Source organism: Nocardia sp. NBC_00511 (genome assembly GCF_045161165.1).
Classification (GTDB): Bacteria; Actinomycetota; Actinomycetes; order Mycobacteriales; family Mycobacteriaceae; genus Nocardia.
Map to the genome: position 1 here is coordinate 2,464,654 of NZ_CP107849.1, position 13,245 is coordinate 2,477,898.

Here is a 13,245-nt window from a genome sequence, read left to right on the forward strand (position 1 = left end):
CCGGCATACCGTGACGGCATGTCGGAGCAGGTCGAGTCGCGAACAACCAGGACGGGCGGGGTGCGACGGATCGGCGAGGTCGACAGCCTTCGAGGGTTCGCGCTGTTCGGGATTCTCGTCACCAATGCCGTGGTGGCGACCATGCTGTGGAACAGCGACGGGAATCACCCCACGTTCGACGCGACCTCGGATCGGTTCGTGTTCGCACTCATCGAAGGGTTCTTCCTCGGCAAGTTCTATCTGCTGTTCGCGTTCCTGTTCGGGTACTCGTTCACCTTGCAGATCGCGGCGGCGGAACGGGCCGGAGTCGCACCCGTACCGCGACTGTTGCGACGCTGCGGCGTCCTGTTCCTGATCGGCCTCGCGCACGTGCTGTTCCTGTGGCTCGGCGACATCCTCACGCTGTACGCCGGACTGTGCCTGATCCTGGTGCTGCTGCGGCGGATTCGGCCGCGCACCGCGGTGACCACCGGGGTGGTGCTGTACATCCTGTTCGCCTTGCTGGCGTTCCTGCCGAACTCCGCGGGATTGTCGGGGCTGGGGGACATCTTCGATTTGCAGCGGATGCATACCGGCTACACCGGCAGTTTCGGGGACACGCTCCATGCGCAGCTGTCGTTCGGGCCGTGGTTCATGCTGTTCATCTGGATCGGTCAGGGCATTCCCGCGTTCGGGATGTTCCTGATCGGGTTGGCGGCGGGTAAGAAGCGAATCTTCGAGGATTCCGAATGGCTGACGCGGTGGCTGCCACTAGCGGCGAAGCTGGGATTCGGTGTGGGGCTCCCGGTTTCGCTCGTCACTGTGACGTTGTGGACCGCCACCGGAACCCTGCCGGGACTCTGGTCCGGGGTGCAGGAATTGGTGAATCCGCTGCTGACAATGGGTTACGTGGCGGGGATCGTGTGGCTGACCAAGTATCGATGGGCGGGACCGGTGCGATGGCTGGCTCCCGCCGGGCGGATGGCGGCGACGAACTATGTTTTCCAGTCGGTGGTGATGATGCTCATCTACACCGGTTACGGTCTGGCGCTGGCGGATCGGGTGCCGCCCGCCGGGGTGGTGTGCCTCGCGCTGGTCACCTATGTGGCGCAGCTCTGGTTGAGCACCTGGTGGCTGCGGCGGCATCCGTACGGCCCACTGGAATGGGTGCTGCGGGCCGGGACCTACCTGTCGATTCCCCGTTGGCGGACTGCGGTTCCGGTCGAGAAGTCCGCTGCGTCACCGAGTGTCGGGTAGCTCTTGCTGCCCGAGTTCGATCACGTTGCCGTGTGGATCCTTCACGCGGTAGCGACGAATTCGTGCCTCGTCGACGACAACGTCGTGACCGGCGGACGTGAGCCGGTCGGCCAGCGCCTGCGCGTCGTCGACGAACAGGCTCGCACAGATGCGTTCGGCGGGCCGGAAATCGGCTTCGGCCGTGAGGCGCAGTTCGACTCCGCCCATATCGAAGGCGCACTCCTCGGCGGAGTCGAGGTTCGGTATCTCCGGAAAGCCCAGCGCGCGACCGTAGAAGGCGCGAGACAACTCCTGTTCGCCAGGTGGGCAACCCAATCCGAGCTGCCGCATCACGACCGCACCGGCCGCCGAACCCAGGGTCGCCTCCCATACCGCGGTCAGCGAATCCACCAGCTCGTCGAGTTCCGCGTCGGAGGCCTCGGGGCGCAGTTCGAGCAGCCGGTGCACGTTCATCGTCACCAGTGCCGTCGCGACCGCTCGGGCATCGGGAAACCGGTGCGGTGCCAGCGTTCTCACCGTTGCCTCCGCGGCGACGATCACCGGCTCGACCAGTGCCGCCCGCGCGGCGGTGAGATCGGGGTCATCGACGCTGGACCAGAACACAGCCCGCAGAATTGCGCCGTGGCGGCGATAGGTGCGGGCCGCGCTCGCCAGTGCCGCCCGGCCCGCCGGAACGGGATCGGTTGCGGCCCGCCAGCTCTCGACGGCCTCATCGGTGTCCGTGCGCAGCGGCTGCACCAGCGCCGCGAGGAGTTCGGCTCGATCGCGGAAGTACACATAGAACGACTTGCGGGTCAGCGTCGTATCGGCCATCACCGCCGCCACGGTGAGTTCGTGTGGTGGAGCCTGCGCCAGCCGCCGGGCCGCCGCCTCCAGGATCTCGCGTCGCGCGTCGTCGGGTGTGCGTCGTCGCCTTCGTCCATCGGTCGCTAATGCCACGGTGGCAGTATATGCTCGCCGCGTTAATGCCACAGTGGCATTAAGTGAGGATGTCAGAGATGCGCACCTGGAGTGCTTCCCGCTGGTATTGCCTGATCGTCGCGGTATTCCTCGGAATCCGCGCCACCACCACCCTCGCCGCAGGCGCGAGCTTCACCACCCCCGGCACCGGCTGGCGCGCGACCTGGCAGCTGCTGGTCGTCGCGATCCTGCTGGCGGGGCTCTTCGTCACCCGCCTGGCCCGACCTGCCACCGCTGCGACCGGGCTCATCTACTTGGCCGCCACGGTCCTCGAATTCTTCGACGGCGCAACCCTGCTGGGCATCGTCCCGGTCGACATGCGCGACCGATTCGTTCATCCGCTACTGGCGGTGGCTGCCGCGCTCTGCCTCGCCGTAGCGCTGCGGCGCACGACAGCTCGCGTCAGCTGACCGGTCGGGGGACTACCGAGTTCGGCGGCGCGTCAACGAGATTCGAGGCCATCGCGGAGGAGATCGAAGGCTCGATCGGCTGCCCGTACGGCCTCCGGATAATGCGCGTCGGCGGACTTGCCATTGACCAGGGAATCGTGGTTCAGGAAGGCTAGCTCCTGCTGGACCACGATGACCTGTCGAGCCACCAGGCGGGCGGTGAGGGCGTCGAAACCGCTGTCGCACAGGGCTTCCGTCAGCAGGTCCGCGCCGCGATTCGTGTAGCGAATGAGCCTGGCGGCCAGACTCTCGGTGCCGAAGATCAGGCCGAGGAAGGCCATGATCTCGGGCTTGTCGTTGAGTCCGGCACTCGGATCTCGCTGCTCGAGCCGATCCAGCAGTGCGGCCCGTAATGCGTCGAGTGGCGATTCGTCGGCGCGCCGGGCGCGGACGGTGCGGGCGGCCTCGTCCTCGTGGTCGGCGAAGCGTTGCAGGACAAGGTCTTCCTTGGTCGGGAAGTAGGCGAACAGGGTGCGGCGGGAGACGTCCGCGGCCCGCGCGATGTCGGTGATCGAGACCTGGTCGAAGCCGGATTCGAGAAACATGCGGATCGCCGTGTCCGCGATCGCCGCGCGGAGCTGCGCCTTCTTGCGTTCCCGCAGGCCCATCGGTTCGGTCATGCGAGCACTATAGCGCTTTGGTAGATCGAGTGTATTATTGCACTCAGTCTACTTTAGGAGTTGTCGTGCGGACCGAAGTGATCATCGCCGGAGCCGGCCCCACCGGACTCATGCTCGCCAGTGAACTGACCCTCGCCGGAATCCCGGTGGTCGTCGTCGAGAAGGAGAACGCGCGCAGCATTCAGTCGCGGGCCAGTGGGCTGCAGCCACGCACCGCCGAGGTGCTCGACCTGCGGGGAATGCTGGATCCGCTGCTCGATCGCGCGCTGCCGCGCGGTGAGTTCGGCGGGCATTTCGCCGGACTGCCGGTCGAATTGGATTGCCGGCCTTGGCGGACCCGCCACCCGTACCCGGTCTCGGTGCCGCAGGGTCGGTTGGAGGCATTCCTCGAGGAGCGACTGCTGGCGCAGGGCGTTCCGGTGCTGCGCGGGCACCCGGTGACGGAGATCGAGCAGGATGCCGACGGTGTCACCGTCGGCGATATTCGCGGCAGCTACCTGGTCGCCTGCGATGGCGGGCACAGCACGGTGCGCAAGCTGCTGGGTGTCCCGTTCCCCGGAACCCCGGGCAAGGTGCACGCGGTGGTCGCCGACATCATCCTCAGCTCCCGATCGGCCGAAGTCCCCAGTGCCTCTGAGCATTTCAGCCGCTACTTCAAATCCGCGAACGGCTACTTCACCGTCCTGCACCCCGGCGAGGGCGAGCTGTACCGGCTGATGTTCGGCAAGCTGTCGGCCGAGGGCCCGGCGCGCTACGTGCCGATCTCCGCCGATGAGGTGAGCGAAGCGCTGCATGCGGTGTACGGACCCGAGACCGTGCTGGGTGAGCTGCGTGCGGCCTCACGGTTCAGTGACGCCACCCGGCAGGTCGAGCAGTACCGCGAGGGCCGGGTGTTCTTCGCCGGGGACGCGGCGCACATCCACCTGCCGATGGGCGGTCAGGGCGTGAACCTCGGCGTCCAGGACGCCGTCAATCTGGGATGGAAACTCGCTGGGGCAGTTCATGGTTGGGCACCGGAGGGGCTGCTCGACAGCTACCACGCCGAGCGGCATCCGGTCGCCGCCCGCGTACTGCACAACACCCGCGCACAGGGCGTGCTCAACAATCCGGCCCGGGATCCCGATATCGCCGCGGTGCGAGACATTTTCACCGATCTGCTCCGGCTACCGGAGGCCAACCGGCTCATCTCGGGCATGATGTCCGGGCTCGACGTCCAGTACGCCGGGCTCGGTCCGCGCATGCTCGATCTGGATCTGCTCACCGCGGACGGCCCCACCCGGGTCAGCCGATTGCTGAATTCCGGTCGAGGCCTGCTGCTCTCCCTCGATGACACGCCGCGCTCGATCGAACAGTGGGCCGGTCGGGTCGACCACGTGCGGGCCAAGTCCGACGAGGATCTCGCCGCCGTCCTGATCCGTCCCGACGGGTATATCGCCTGGTGCGCCACCGACGAGCAGCCGCTCGAATCCGCACTGACTCGCTGGTTCGGCAACTAGGCCTCACCCGAAGCGGCTGCCGCCCTTGCTCTTTCGATCTAGAGATCGATGACGATCTTGCCCTGCACGTGACGGTCGGCCTGCACCTCGGCCGCGCGGCGGATCTGCTCGATCGGGAAGCTCGCCGCGATGGGCACCCGGAGTTGGCCCGCCGCGATCAGGCGGGCGATCTCCTCCAGCGCACCGGGTGCGGCGTTCGCGCCGTTGGCCGCCGGTACGCCCTCGAGCGCCGTGGCGATGGTGCAGATGCGGGCGTCCGGGACGCCGAGTTCCCTTGCGGTGTGCACTGTTTCGGTCCCGTGCAGGTCGATGGCGGCGGTGATGCCATCGGGGGCGAGGGCCCGCACCCGATCGGCCAGGCCGTCGCCGTAGGCGACCGGCTCGGCGCCGAGCTCGCGCAGGTAGTCGGCCGACGTCGCCGATCCCGTGCCGATCACGCGTGCTCCCGCGATCCGGGCCAGCTGCACCGCGAACACGCCGACCCCGCCGCCCGCACCGCCGATCAGCACGGTGTCGCCCGGTCCGGGATCGATCACGGCGAGGGCGGCGGAGGCCGTCCGTCCCGCGATCGTGAGGGCGGACGCGGTGCGGTCGTCGACGCCGTCGGGGGTGTGGTGGGCCTCGTTCGCCGCGACACCGGCCGGATCGACGACCACGTATTCGGCGACCGCGCGGGACAGCGCGCCGCCGAATACCCGGTCGCCCAGCGCGAATCCGGTCACCCCGTCGCCGACCTGGTCGATGACTCCGGCGTAGTCGGTGCCGAACCCGACCGGGAGGGTCAGGCCGAATCGGGCGGCGGTGTCCGCGTCGGCGGTCATGATCCAGTCCATCGGGTTCAGACCGGCCGCACTGACTCGCACCCGGACCTGTCCGGGACCGGCCTGCGGGGTGGAAACCTCACGGACATCCAGGAATTCGGGGCCGCCGAACGAATCGAGTTGGACCGCCCTGCTCTTGCCCGTCGAGGATTGATCACTCTGCTGCATGTACGCCTACCTCCTGTGGTCCGAGGGAACGCATTGAAACGGACTATGCTCCGGTTACATGGACGACAGTAACACAACCGGAGCGTGATCCGTTTTGGCTGAGGTGAAGATGCGCGCCCCCCGGGCGGACGCGACCCGCAACCGTGACCAGCTGCTCGCGGCGGCCACCCGCGTGTTCGTCGCGGCCGACGCCGAACCGTCGATGCGTGCGGTCGCCCGTGAGGCCGGAGTCGGCATCGCCACCCTCTATCGACACTTCCCGACTCGCGAGTCGCTGGTCGACGCGGTCTACCGCGACCAGGTGGTACGGCTGACGACCGCCGCCCGCGACCTGCTCACCCAGCAGCCCCCGGCCGCTGCGATGCGGCGCTGGATGGACCTGTTCGGCGACTGGATCGCGACCAAGAACGGCATGCTCGACACGCTGCTCGCGATGATCGAGTCCGGCGAGATCGCCCACGCGCAGACCCGGGCGGAGTTGCTGGCCGCGATCACCACGATTCTCGACGCCGGTCGGGAGGCGGGCGACCTGCGTTCCGACGTGACCGCCGAGGACATCGCGGCCTTCCTCATCGGCGTATTCACCGTGGCTCCGCGGCCCGTGCACGAGGCCAAAGCCGGTCGGCTGCTGGACGTTCTGATGGACGGGCTCCGACCCGCAGGCCGTTCGACCTGAGCCGGGCTCGCGGAAAGCGCCGGCGGCAGAGTCGAATTCGCTCAGAGCGCCGCGAGGCAGGCGCGAGCGACCTCCACATCCTGATCGGCAGTCCCGCCCGATACCCCGACCGAGCCGATGACGTGGCCGTCGGCATCGGCGATCGGTAGTCCGCCACCGAAGGTGATCAGTCCGCCGTTGCTCGCCTCGATGCCGAAGATCGGCCCGTCCGGGCGGGAGAGCCCGCCCAGGGTGGCGGTGGCGACCTGGAACAGGGCGGCTGTCTTGGCCTTTCGATGCGCGATGTCGATGCAGCCGAGCAGTGCGCCGTCCATGCGGGCGAAGTGCAGCGGCTGGGCGGTGGCGTCGTAGACGGCGATATTGACCGGCACCCCGAGTGCGGTGGCGGCCTTGCGACCGGCGTCGGTGAGGCGGGAGGCGATGTCCAGGTTGAGCGTTGTCATGAGAATCAGCCTCGGGGCTGTGGGCGCGGGGAACCAGGCGCTGTCGTACCCGGGGGCCGGCGTCCCTGGGGATGACAGCACCAGGAACACCGGGCACGCCGATGCGACACTGAGTGCGTGAGCGAGCTCGGGGAGTTTCTGAAGTCCAAGCGGGCAGCCGTGTCTCCGGCCGAGGTCGGATTGCCCGCGATCGGAAATCCGCGGCGCGTCAAGGGATTACGGCGCGAGGAGGTCGCGCTGCTGGCATCGGTCAGCGTCGATCACTACACGCGGCTGGAACAGGGCCGGGTATCGGCGGCGTCTGACAATCTGCTGGAGGGGATCGCGCGCGCCCTGCGACTCACCGCCGAGGAGCACGACTACCTGCGGATGCTGATGCAGGCGCGCCCGCGCCGAACCCGCACGGAGACACCGGAAATCGGAGTGCCGCTGCGGGATCTACTGGAGGCGGTGCAGACCCCGGCACTGGTTCTCGGGTTACGCACCGACATCCTCGCCTGGAACGCGGGGGCCGCCGCGCTGTTCATGGATTTCGCGGAAGTGCCGGTCGCACAGCGCAGTCTGGTGCGCATGCTGTTCCTGGAACCGCGCATGCGGGGACTGTTTCCGGAATGGGAGCAGGTGGCCGCCGAGGCCGTGGACCGACTGCGTGTGGCTGCGGCTCGGGCCCCCGGCGATACTCGGCTCACTCAACTGGTGGGGGAGTTGTCGGTGCACGACGCCGACTTCCGCCGCTGGTGGGCCGGGCACGGCGTGCGAACTCTGGCCGGAGGCCGTAAGCGGGTGCGGCATCCGGTAGTGGGTGAGCTGGAGTTGGATTGGCAAGCGCTGCAGGTGCTCACGGCCACCGACCAGACTCTCGTCACCTACACCGCGCCTGTCGGTTCGCCTACCCGCGAGGCATTGCGCATCCTGGCGTCCTGGACTACCGAGAACCCGGTGCGGCGTCCGAACTCCGTGGATTTCGGGCGCTGATCCACGAGAGTCAAATCACTACTACATTGAGTCGTTTTCCTTCTACGATGAGGGAATCCGCATCGCGAAGGGGAGCGAGAACATGCGAGCGACTACTCGAATCAGCCAGTACCTGAAGACCTTCCGGCAATCACGCCGCCATCGCACCGATTTCGTCGGGTGGTTGATCCGCCGCCCGCAACTCCTGCTGAGCACCTTGTTCTACGAAACGATGCTGCTGCTGTCGAATCGGTTGGATCCGCATCTGAAGGAACTGGCCGAGCTGAAGACAGCAGCCCTGGTCAACTGTGAATTCTGCTTGGACATCGGTTCCGCACTGGCCCATCGCGCGGGCATGAGCGAGCAGCAGATCACCGATCTGCCCCGCTACCGTGACAGCGATGCCTACTCCGAACTGGAGAAGCAGGTCATCGGGTTCGCCGAGGCGATGACCGTGACACCCACGTCCCTGGACCTCGAGGAGTTGCGCGAGCAACTGCTGCAACAGCTCTCGAAAGCCCAGCTCACCGAACTGGCCGCGGCCATCGCCTGGGAGAACCAGCGGGCGCGGCTCAACCAGGGTCTCGGCGTGCGGCCGACGGGTATGGCCGAAGGCATGGCGTGCGCGCTGCCCGAGGCGCGCAGAGCTCAGTAGATCCGCACGGCCGAAGCGACTTTCGGTTCTCGTGGCGATGAATTGCGGGCGGTCGTACCGTCGTTAGTGGTGACCGTGTCGTATACCGCTTGGAGCAGCCCATGACCGCACCCGCCACATCCGGAACCGTCGCCTCGCCGGACGGCACCCTCTACTACGAGATTCGCGGGAGCGGCCCACTGGTCGCCCTCGTCGGCGCGCCGATGGACTCCGGTCCGTTCGCGCCGCTGGCCGATCTGCTGGCCCCCGACTTCACCGTGCTGACCATCGATCCGCGCGGGCACGGGCACAGCCCGGTCACCGATCCGGACAAGGATTCGACGCCGGAGTTGCGGGCCGACGACCTCGCGCTCGTGCTCGAGCACATCGGCAAGGGGCCGGCGGTGGTCCTCGGGTCGAGCGGCGGCGCCATCACCGGTCTGGCGCTCGCGCTGTCCCGGCCCGATCTGGTGCCGACCCTGATCGCCCACGAGCCGCCGCTGCGCGAGCTGCTCGTCGACCGTGCCGAGTTCGAGGCGCAGACCGACGAGGTCGTGGCGGTCTACGAATCGGGCGACACCCTGGGCGCGATCCGCAAATTCTTCGTCATGACGGGGCTGTTCATGCCGGAGGAAGTGCTCCAGCAGATGTTCGGCGGCGAGCGCGACCAGGCCGCCATCGCCTCCGACGACTTCTTCTACAAGCACGAATTGCGGACCACGTCCGGCTGGCAGCCGTCACTGGACGGTCTGCGTGCGACTCCCACGCAGATCATCATCGGGATCGGGGACGAGTCCGCCGACAAGTTCTGCGACCGCACCTCCCGCGCGCTGGGTGCCGAGCTCGGCATCGAGCCGGTGCTGTTCCCGGGCGGGCACGGCGGGTTCATGGAGCAGCCCGAGGCGTTCGCCGTGCGCCTGCGGGAAGTGCTGCAGGAGAAGTAGATTCGCGCAACCCGGTCGCTACTGCGGCCGGGTTTTCTCATGTCAGGACGTCGGTGGGGCGCCGAGGATGAGTGCGGCCGCGGCATCGATGCCGGATCGGATCTCGGATTCACTGACGTCCTGTAGCCCGGTCGCGCCGCGCAGGAACGGTTCGAACAGCTGCCAGCCCAGGGCCAGCGCCGCGATATTGGCGGCGGCCAGCGCTGCGCTGCGATCGTCGGGCTGCTTGGTGCGCGCGACCTCGACGATGCGTTCCACGGCCGGAAACTGTTGCTGCAGTTCACCTACCGGGTAGCCGTCGAGGATCGCGCGGGCCAGCACCGTCCAGTGCCGCCGCAGCATCGGATCGCCGGGGGAGAAGCGGTGTCCGGACTCGATCTGGACCGCGGTGTCGGCGGCGAGGTGGTTGAGCACCGCGCCGACGAGCTGATCCTTCGCGCCGAGGTGACGGAAGACCAGGCCGTGGTTGACGCCCGCGCGGTCGGCGATATCGCGGATGGAGGTGGCCGCGGGTCCGCGTTCGGCGAACAGGTCGGCGGCGTGTTCGAGGACCGCGGCGACGACCGCGTCGCGTCCGACGGGTCCACCGGTGGAGTCCGGTTCTCGCGTTGCCGAGTCTGTAGTCACGTGACTACACTAGCGGAACGCCAGCTGTAGTCAGCTGACTACATGGTGTATTTCGAACTCTCGAAGGAGCACACGCATGACCGTGACTGCCGAACCGAACCCCGCCGCCACTCGGCCCTTCACCGTGCACATGCCCGGATATCCCACGCTCAGTGGACCTTTCACCCATCTGGTCGACGAGCGGGACCGGCTGGCGGGCCTGCGCTGGGAACACTTCGAGGCCCGGCAGGTCGGCTCGACCCTGGGCGCGGAGATCTCCGGCATCGACCTGACCGGGGAGTTGCCGGACGCGGCGATCGCGGAGATCCGCCAGGCCCTGCACGACTACAAGGTGATCTTCTTCCGCGATCAGCCGCTCACCTCGGCCGGTCACGTCGCCTTCGCCCAGCGCTTCGGCGAGCTCGAGGTGCACCCGTTCATCCCGTCCAACACCGCCGAGCCGGAACTGGTCCGCTTCGAGAAGAGCGCACAGGTCGCCGGATTCGAGAACGCCTGGCATCACGACGTGACCTGGCGTGAACTGCCCTCGATGGGCGCGGTGCTGCACGCCGTCGCCGTCCCCGAACTCGGCGGCGACACCCTGTTCAGCGACATGTACGCCGCCTACGACATCCTCGACGACGAGGTGCAGGCCCGCATCGAAAACCTCGACGCCGTACACGATTTCGCGCGGGTGTTCGGTTTCTCGCTCAGTGAGGAGCAGCGCGAGGAGATGCGCTTGAAGCATCCCGAGGTGCGCCACCCGATGGTCTGCACGCACGCCGCCACCGGCCGCAAGCACCTCTACGTGAACCGCGTGTTCACCGATCGCATCGAGGGCCTCGAGGTCGAGGAGAGCCGCGCCCTGATCGATCAGCTCTGCCGCGCAGCCGACTACCCCGAGCATCAGGTCCGCCTGCACTGGGAGCCCGACACCATCGCGTTCTGGGACAACCGGGCCGTGCAGCACTACGCGACCAGCGACTACTGGCCGCATGTGCGCGTCATGGAGCGCGCCTCGATCATCGGCACCCGTCCCGCCCGCTGACCCGCGAACCGGTTCCACCACCCCAGAACAGGACTAAGCTGCTGTTTCTAGCACTCATCCGGCCATCCACGGGAGGCGTGATGAAGAGTCGGACAGCACGAACAGCGGTATTGGCGACGGTGTGGCCCGCGGTATTCGCTGCCGGTCTCGCCGTCGCACCACCCGCGCAAGCGGACACCCAGCGCTACCTCTGCGACCAGATCCAAATCGTCGACACCCACGGCATAGGCACCGGCAATTGCGTCTCGGCAGGCGGCAATGCCCCCGCCATGGGCCTGATCACCGGAGCGTTCGACATCACCCGCCGCAGTGACAACTACACCGTCCACTGCAACGACAACAACGGCATGGCCACCGGCGAATCCTGGCTCCCCGGAGAGGTGAACGGCGTCGCCGCCCACTGCGCAGCAGCTCAATGATGTTGTGCACCAGGGATTCAGAGCGCAGCCAGCTCGCGGGCGAGTGCGTCCAGCCCTAGTGATCCCTGCGAGATGGCTGCCATGTGCCAGGCCTTGATGTCGAAGTCGGCGCCGTGGGCTTTGCGTGCGGCTGCTCGGCCCGCGAGCCAAACCCGTTGGCCGAGTTTGTAGGTGATGGCCTGTCCGGGGAGGCTCAGGTAGCGGATGATCTCGGCGTCGAGTTGATCGCCGGGGAGGCCGCAGTAGGCGCCGAAGAATGATCGGGCGTGCTGGGCGGTCACCGGTTGGCCGGCCAGCATCGGGGCCGAGGTGGGGAAGTTCAGGCCTGCGTGCATGCCGATGTCGATGATGACGCGTTGGATGCGCTGCATCTGTGCGTTGAGATAGCCCAGGCGTACGGCGGGATTGTCGGCGTAGTAGCCGAGTTCGTCCATGAACTGTTCGGCGTACATGGCCCAGCCTTCGGCGTTGGCGGCGACGAAGCCCATGGTGCTCTGATAGACAGTCAATTCCTTTGCCAGATAAGTCCATTGGCCCAGCTGAATGTGATGGCCGGGGACGCTCTCGTGATACCACAGGTCGACCAGACGCCAGATGGGGAACCGGGTCTTGCCGCCGGTCGGCAGCCAGGTGCGACCCGGACGGGAGAAGTCGACGGCCGGTGGGCTGTAGTAGGGGGCGGCGGCCGACGCGCCGGCCGGGGCGATCATCGCCTCGACTTGAAGGAGTGGGTCGGGCAGGTCGAAGTAGATGCCCTGCATGTCCTTGATCGCGCGATCGATCTGCTGTTGCAGGTAGCCGCGGATGGCGTCGGTGCCGTCATAGGCTTCGCCGTGTTCGTCCAGCCATGCCATGGCCTGCAACGGTGTCGAACCCGGCACGACCGCGGCGGCGAGCTGCCGCATCTCGGCCTCGACCTGGGTGAACTGCTCCCAGGCCCAGTTGTAGGCCTCGTCGAGGTCGAGGTCTGCGCCGCACCAGTATCGGACCCAGCGCGCGTATCGCTCCGGTCCGACGGTGTCCGGTTGCGTGACTACCGCTGGGGCGTAAACCTTTTCGAGCCAGCCCTGCATTTCGGTCATCGCGGCATTCGCGCTCTTCGCCGCCGCCTGCACTTCGGATCGCACCGATTCCGGTGCGCCGGAGCTGAAGTCGCCGAACCAGCCGTCGGCATTGTTCCCGGAGACCAGCTGCCCCAGCGCGTCGAGTACTTCGGCCACCTGCCTCGGACCGCACAGCAGTTTTCGATCGATCGCATCGGCCAGCGTCGCGCGATACTGCCGTAGTGCGGTCGGGATATTCGCCATCCGCCGACCGATGACCTGCCACTGCTCGAGGGTGGCGGTCGGCATCAAAGTGAAGATGTCGCGCAACCCCATCAGCGGTGACGCCGATGGCGCGGTCAATGTCAGGACATTGAACGGCAGCACCGAGCGCCGGTCCTCACCCGCGGCCCGCAATGCCAGCTCGACGGTCAGGCGCTCCCGAAGGAGCTTGCCGCAGCGCTGTTCTCCCGGGTCGGTGACCTGTCCGGAGTTCTCGATGGCGTCCAGATCCGTGAGGGTGCGGCGCGCGAGACCCGCCACCGCCGTCAGACCGTCTGGCGACAGATCGGGAAGCTCACCGTCGGAAGTGTCGAGTCCGGTGCGCACCGCGAGGTACGCATCCCGCCCCGCCAAGGCGTGCACGTAGTCGTCGGCAAGAGCGCGGGGCGTGCGGACTACGGCGTTCGGGCTGTTCGGCACGGACATCGCGGGTTTCCTCCATGGTC

15 protein-coding genes are annotated in these 13,245 nt (G+C 67.4%); 9 read left to right on the forward strand and 6 right to left on the reverse strand.

Features of this window, described 5'->3' with window-relative positions; translation table 11 throughout:
- Positions 1-18: 18 nt before the first annotated feature.
- Positions 19-1,236 carry a DUF418 domain-containing protein gene (locus OG300_RS11680; protein ID WP_405495045.1) on the forward strand — a complete coding sequence of 406 codons (1,218 nt, stop codon included), beginning with the start codon at positions 19-21 and terminating at the stop codon, positions 1,234-1,236.
- On the opposite strand, the gene OG300_RS11685 is transcribed toward OG300_RS11680, so the two are convergent.
- Entirely contained in the window at positions 1,219-2,175 is a 957-nt protein-coding gene (locus OG300_RS11685) for a TetR family transcriptional regulator (RefSeq protein ID WP_405495047.1), read from the reverse strand. The genes OG300_RS11680 and OG300_RS11685 overlap by 18 nt on opposite strands.
- A gap of 59 nt (positions 2,176-2,234) precedes the next feature.
- Here OG300_RS11685 and OG300_RS11690 point away from each other — a divergent pair, with 59 nt between their 5' ends.
- Positions 2,235-2,606, forward strand: coding sequence for a hypothetical protein (locus OG300_RS11690; RefSeq protein ID WP_405495049.1), 372 nt, complete (start codon positions 2,235-2,237; stop codon positions 2,604-2,606).
- Positions 2,607-2,638: 32 nt separating this feature from the next.
- Here the strand turns inward: OG300_RS11690 and OG300_RS11695 are convergent, their stop codons facing one another.
- Positions 2,639-3,265 (reverse strand): TetR family transcriptional regulator, encoded by a 627-nt coding sequence (locus OG300_RS11695; protein WP_405495051.1) that lies wholly within the window; start codon positions 3,263-3,265, stop codon positions 2,639-2,641.
- Between the two features lie 65 nt (positions 3,266-3,330).
- On the opposite strand from OG300_RS11695, the gene OG300_RS11700 reads away from it, so the two are divergent.
- Positions 3,331-4,761 carry an FAD-dependent monooxygenase gene (locus OG300_RS11700; protein WP_405495053.1) on the forward strand — a complete coding sequence of 477 codons (1,431 nt, stop codon included), beginning with the start codon at positions 3,331-3,333 and terminating at the stop codon, positions 4,759-4,761.
- 38 nt (positions 4,762-4,799) lie between these two features.
- On the opposite strand, the gene OG300_RS11705 is transcribed toward OG300_RS11700, so the two are convergent.
- A complete protein-coding gene (locus OG300_RS11705; protein WP_405495055.1) occupies positions 4,800-5,750 on the reverse strand; it encodes an NADP-dependent oxidoreductase in 951 nt (316 codons plus the stop codon).
- 109 nt (positions 5,751-5,859) lie between these two features.
- Here OG300_RS11705 and OG300_RS11710 point away from each other — a divergent pair, with 109 nt between their 5' ends.
- Positions 5,860-6,426 carry a TetR/AcrR family transcriptional regulator gene (locus OG300_RS11710; protein ID WP_405495057.1) on the forward strand — a complete coding sequence of 189 codons (567 nt, stop codon included), beginning with the start codon at positions 5,860-5,862 and terminating at the stop codon, positions 6,424-6,426.
- A 41-nt stretch (positions 6,427-6,467) separates the two neighbouring features.
- Here the strand turns inward: OG300_RS11710 and OG300_RS11715 are convergent, their stop codons facing one another.
- Positions 6,468-6,869: a heme-binding protein gene (locus OG300_RS11715; protein ID WP_405495059.1), complete on the reverse strand. Its 402-nt coding sequence runs from the start codon at positions 6,867-6,869 to the stop codon at positions 6,468-6,470.
- A 117-nt stretch (positions 6,870-6,986) separates the two neighbouring features.
- Between OG300_RS11715 and OG300_RS11720 the strand changes: the two genes are divergently transcribed.
- The 3 genes from OG300_RS11720 (at position 6,987) to OG300_RS11730 (ending at position 9,401) form a co-directional block, all read left to right on the forward strand.
- The gene (locus tag OG300_RS11720) at positions 6,987-7,844 is read left to right on the forward strand and encodes a helix-turn-helix domain-containing protein (RefSeq protein WP_405495061.1); all 858 of its coding nucleotides are present in this window, start codon (positions 6,987-6,989) and stop codon (positions 7,842-7,844) included.
- 82 nt (positions 7,845-7,926) lie between these two features.
- Positions 7,927-8,478 carry a carboxymuconolactone decarboxylase family protein gene (locus OG300_RS11725; protein ID WP_405495063.1) on the forward strand — a complete coding sequence of 184 codons (552 nt, stop codon included), beginning with the start codon at positions 7,927-7,929 and terminating at the stop codon, positions 8,476-8,478.
- Positions 8,479-8,579: 101 nt separating this feature from the next.
- Positions 8,580-9,401, forward strand: coding sequence for an alpha/beta fold hydrolase (locus OG300_RS11730; RefSeq protein ID WP_405495065.1), 822 nt, complete (start codon positions 8,580-8,582; stop codon positions 9,399-9,401).
- Positions 9,402-9,443: 42 nt separating this feature from the next.
- On the opposite strand, the gene OG300_RS11735 is transcribed toward OG300_RS11730, so the two are convergent.
- Positions 9,444-10,028: a TetR/AcrR family transcriptional regulator gene (locus tag OG300_RS11735; protein WP_405495067.1), complete on the reverse strand. Its 585-nt coding sequence runs from the start codon at positions 10,026-10,028 to the stop codon at positions 9,444-9,446.
- A gap of 76 nt (positions 10,029-10,104) precedes the next feature.
- Between OG300_RS11735 and OG300_RS11740 the strand changes: the two genes are divergently transcribed.
- The gene (locus tag OG300_RS11740; protein WP_405495069.1) at positions 10,105-11,055 is read left to right on the forward strand and encodes a TauD/TfdA dioxygenase family protein; all 951 of its coding nucleotides are present in this window, start codon (positions 10,105-10,107) and stop codon (positions 11,053-11,055) included.
- Positions 11,056-11,135: 80 nt separating this feature from the next.
- Positions 11,136-11,474: a hypothetical protein gene (locus OG300_RS11745; RefSeq protein ID WP_405495071.1), complete on the forward strand. Its 339-nt coding sequence runs from the start codon at positions 11,136-11,138 to the stop codon at positions 11,472-11,474.
- 17 nt (positions 11,475-11,491) lie between these two features.
- Here OG300_RS11745 and OG300_RS11750 read toward each other — a convergent pair whose 3' ends face one another.
- Positions 11,492-13,225, reverse strand: coding sequence for a DUF885 domain-containing protein (locus OG300_RS11750; protein ID WP_405495073.1), 1,734 nt, complete (start codon positions 13,223-13,225; stop codon positions 11,492-11,494).
- Positions 13,226-13,245: the final 20 nt, after the last annotated feature.

Coding starts and splice junctions, on each gene's coding strand:
- OG300_RS11730 (WP_405495065.1), top strand. CDS start 8,580: ATGACCGCACCCGCCACATCCGGAACCGTCGCCTCGCCGGACGGCACC.
- OG300_RS11680 (WP_405495045.1), top strand. CDS start 19: ATGTCGGAGCAGGTCGAGTCGCGAACAACCAGGACGGGCGGGGTGCGA.
- OG300_RS11745 (WP_405495071.1), top strand. CDS start 11,136: ATGAAGAGTCGGACAGCACGAACAGCGGTATTGGCGACGGTGTGGCCC.
- OG300_RS11740 (WP_405495069.1), top strand. CDS start 10,105: ATGACCGTGACTGCCGAACCGAACCCCGCCGCCACTCGGCCCTTCACC.
- OG300_RS11715 (WP_405495059.1), bottom strand. CDS start 6,869: ATGACAACGCTCAACCTGGACATCGCCTCCCGCCTCACCGACGCCGGT.
- OG300_RS11690 (WP_405495049.1), top strand. CDS start 2,235: ATGCGCACCTGGAGTGCTTCCCGCTGGTATTGCCTGATCGTCGCGGTA.
- OG300_RS11750 (WP_405495073.1), bottom strand. CDS start 13,225: ATGTCCGTGCCGAACAGCCCGAACGCCGTAGTCCGCACGCCCCGCGCT.
- OG300_RS11705 (WP_405495055.1), bottom strand. CDS start 5,750: ATGCAGCAGAGTGATCAATCCTCGACGGGCAAGAGCAGGGCGGTCCAA.
- OG300_RS11710 (WP_405495057.1), top strand. CDS start 5,860: ATGCGCGCCCCCCGGGCGGACGCGACCCGCAACCGTGACCAGCTGCTC.
- OG300_RS11725 (WP_405495063.1), top strand. CDS start 7,927: ATGCGAGCGACTACTCGAATCAGCCAGTACCTGAAGACCTTCCGGCAA.
- OG300_RS11695 (WP_405495051.1), bottom strand. CDS start 3,265: ATGACCGAACCGATGGGCCTGCGGGAACGCAAGAAGGCGCAGCTCCGC.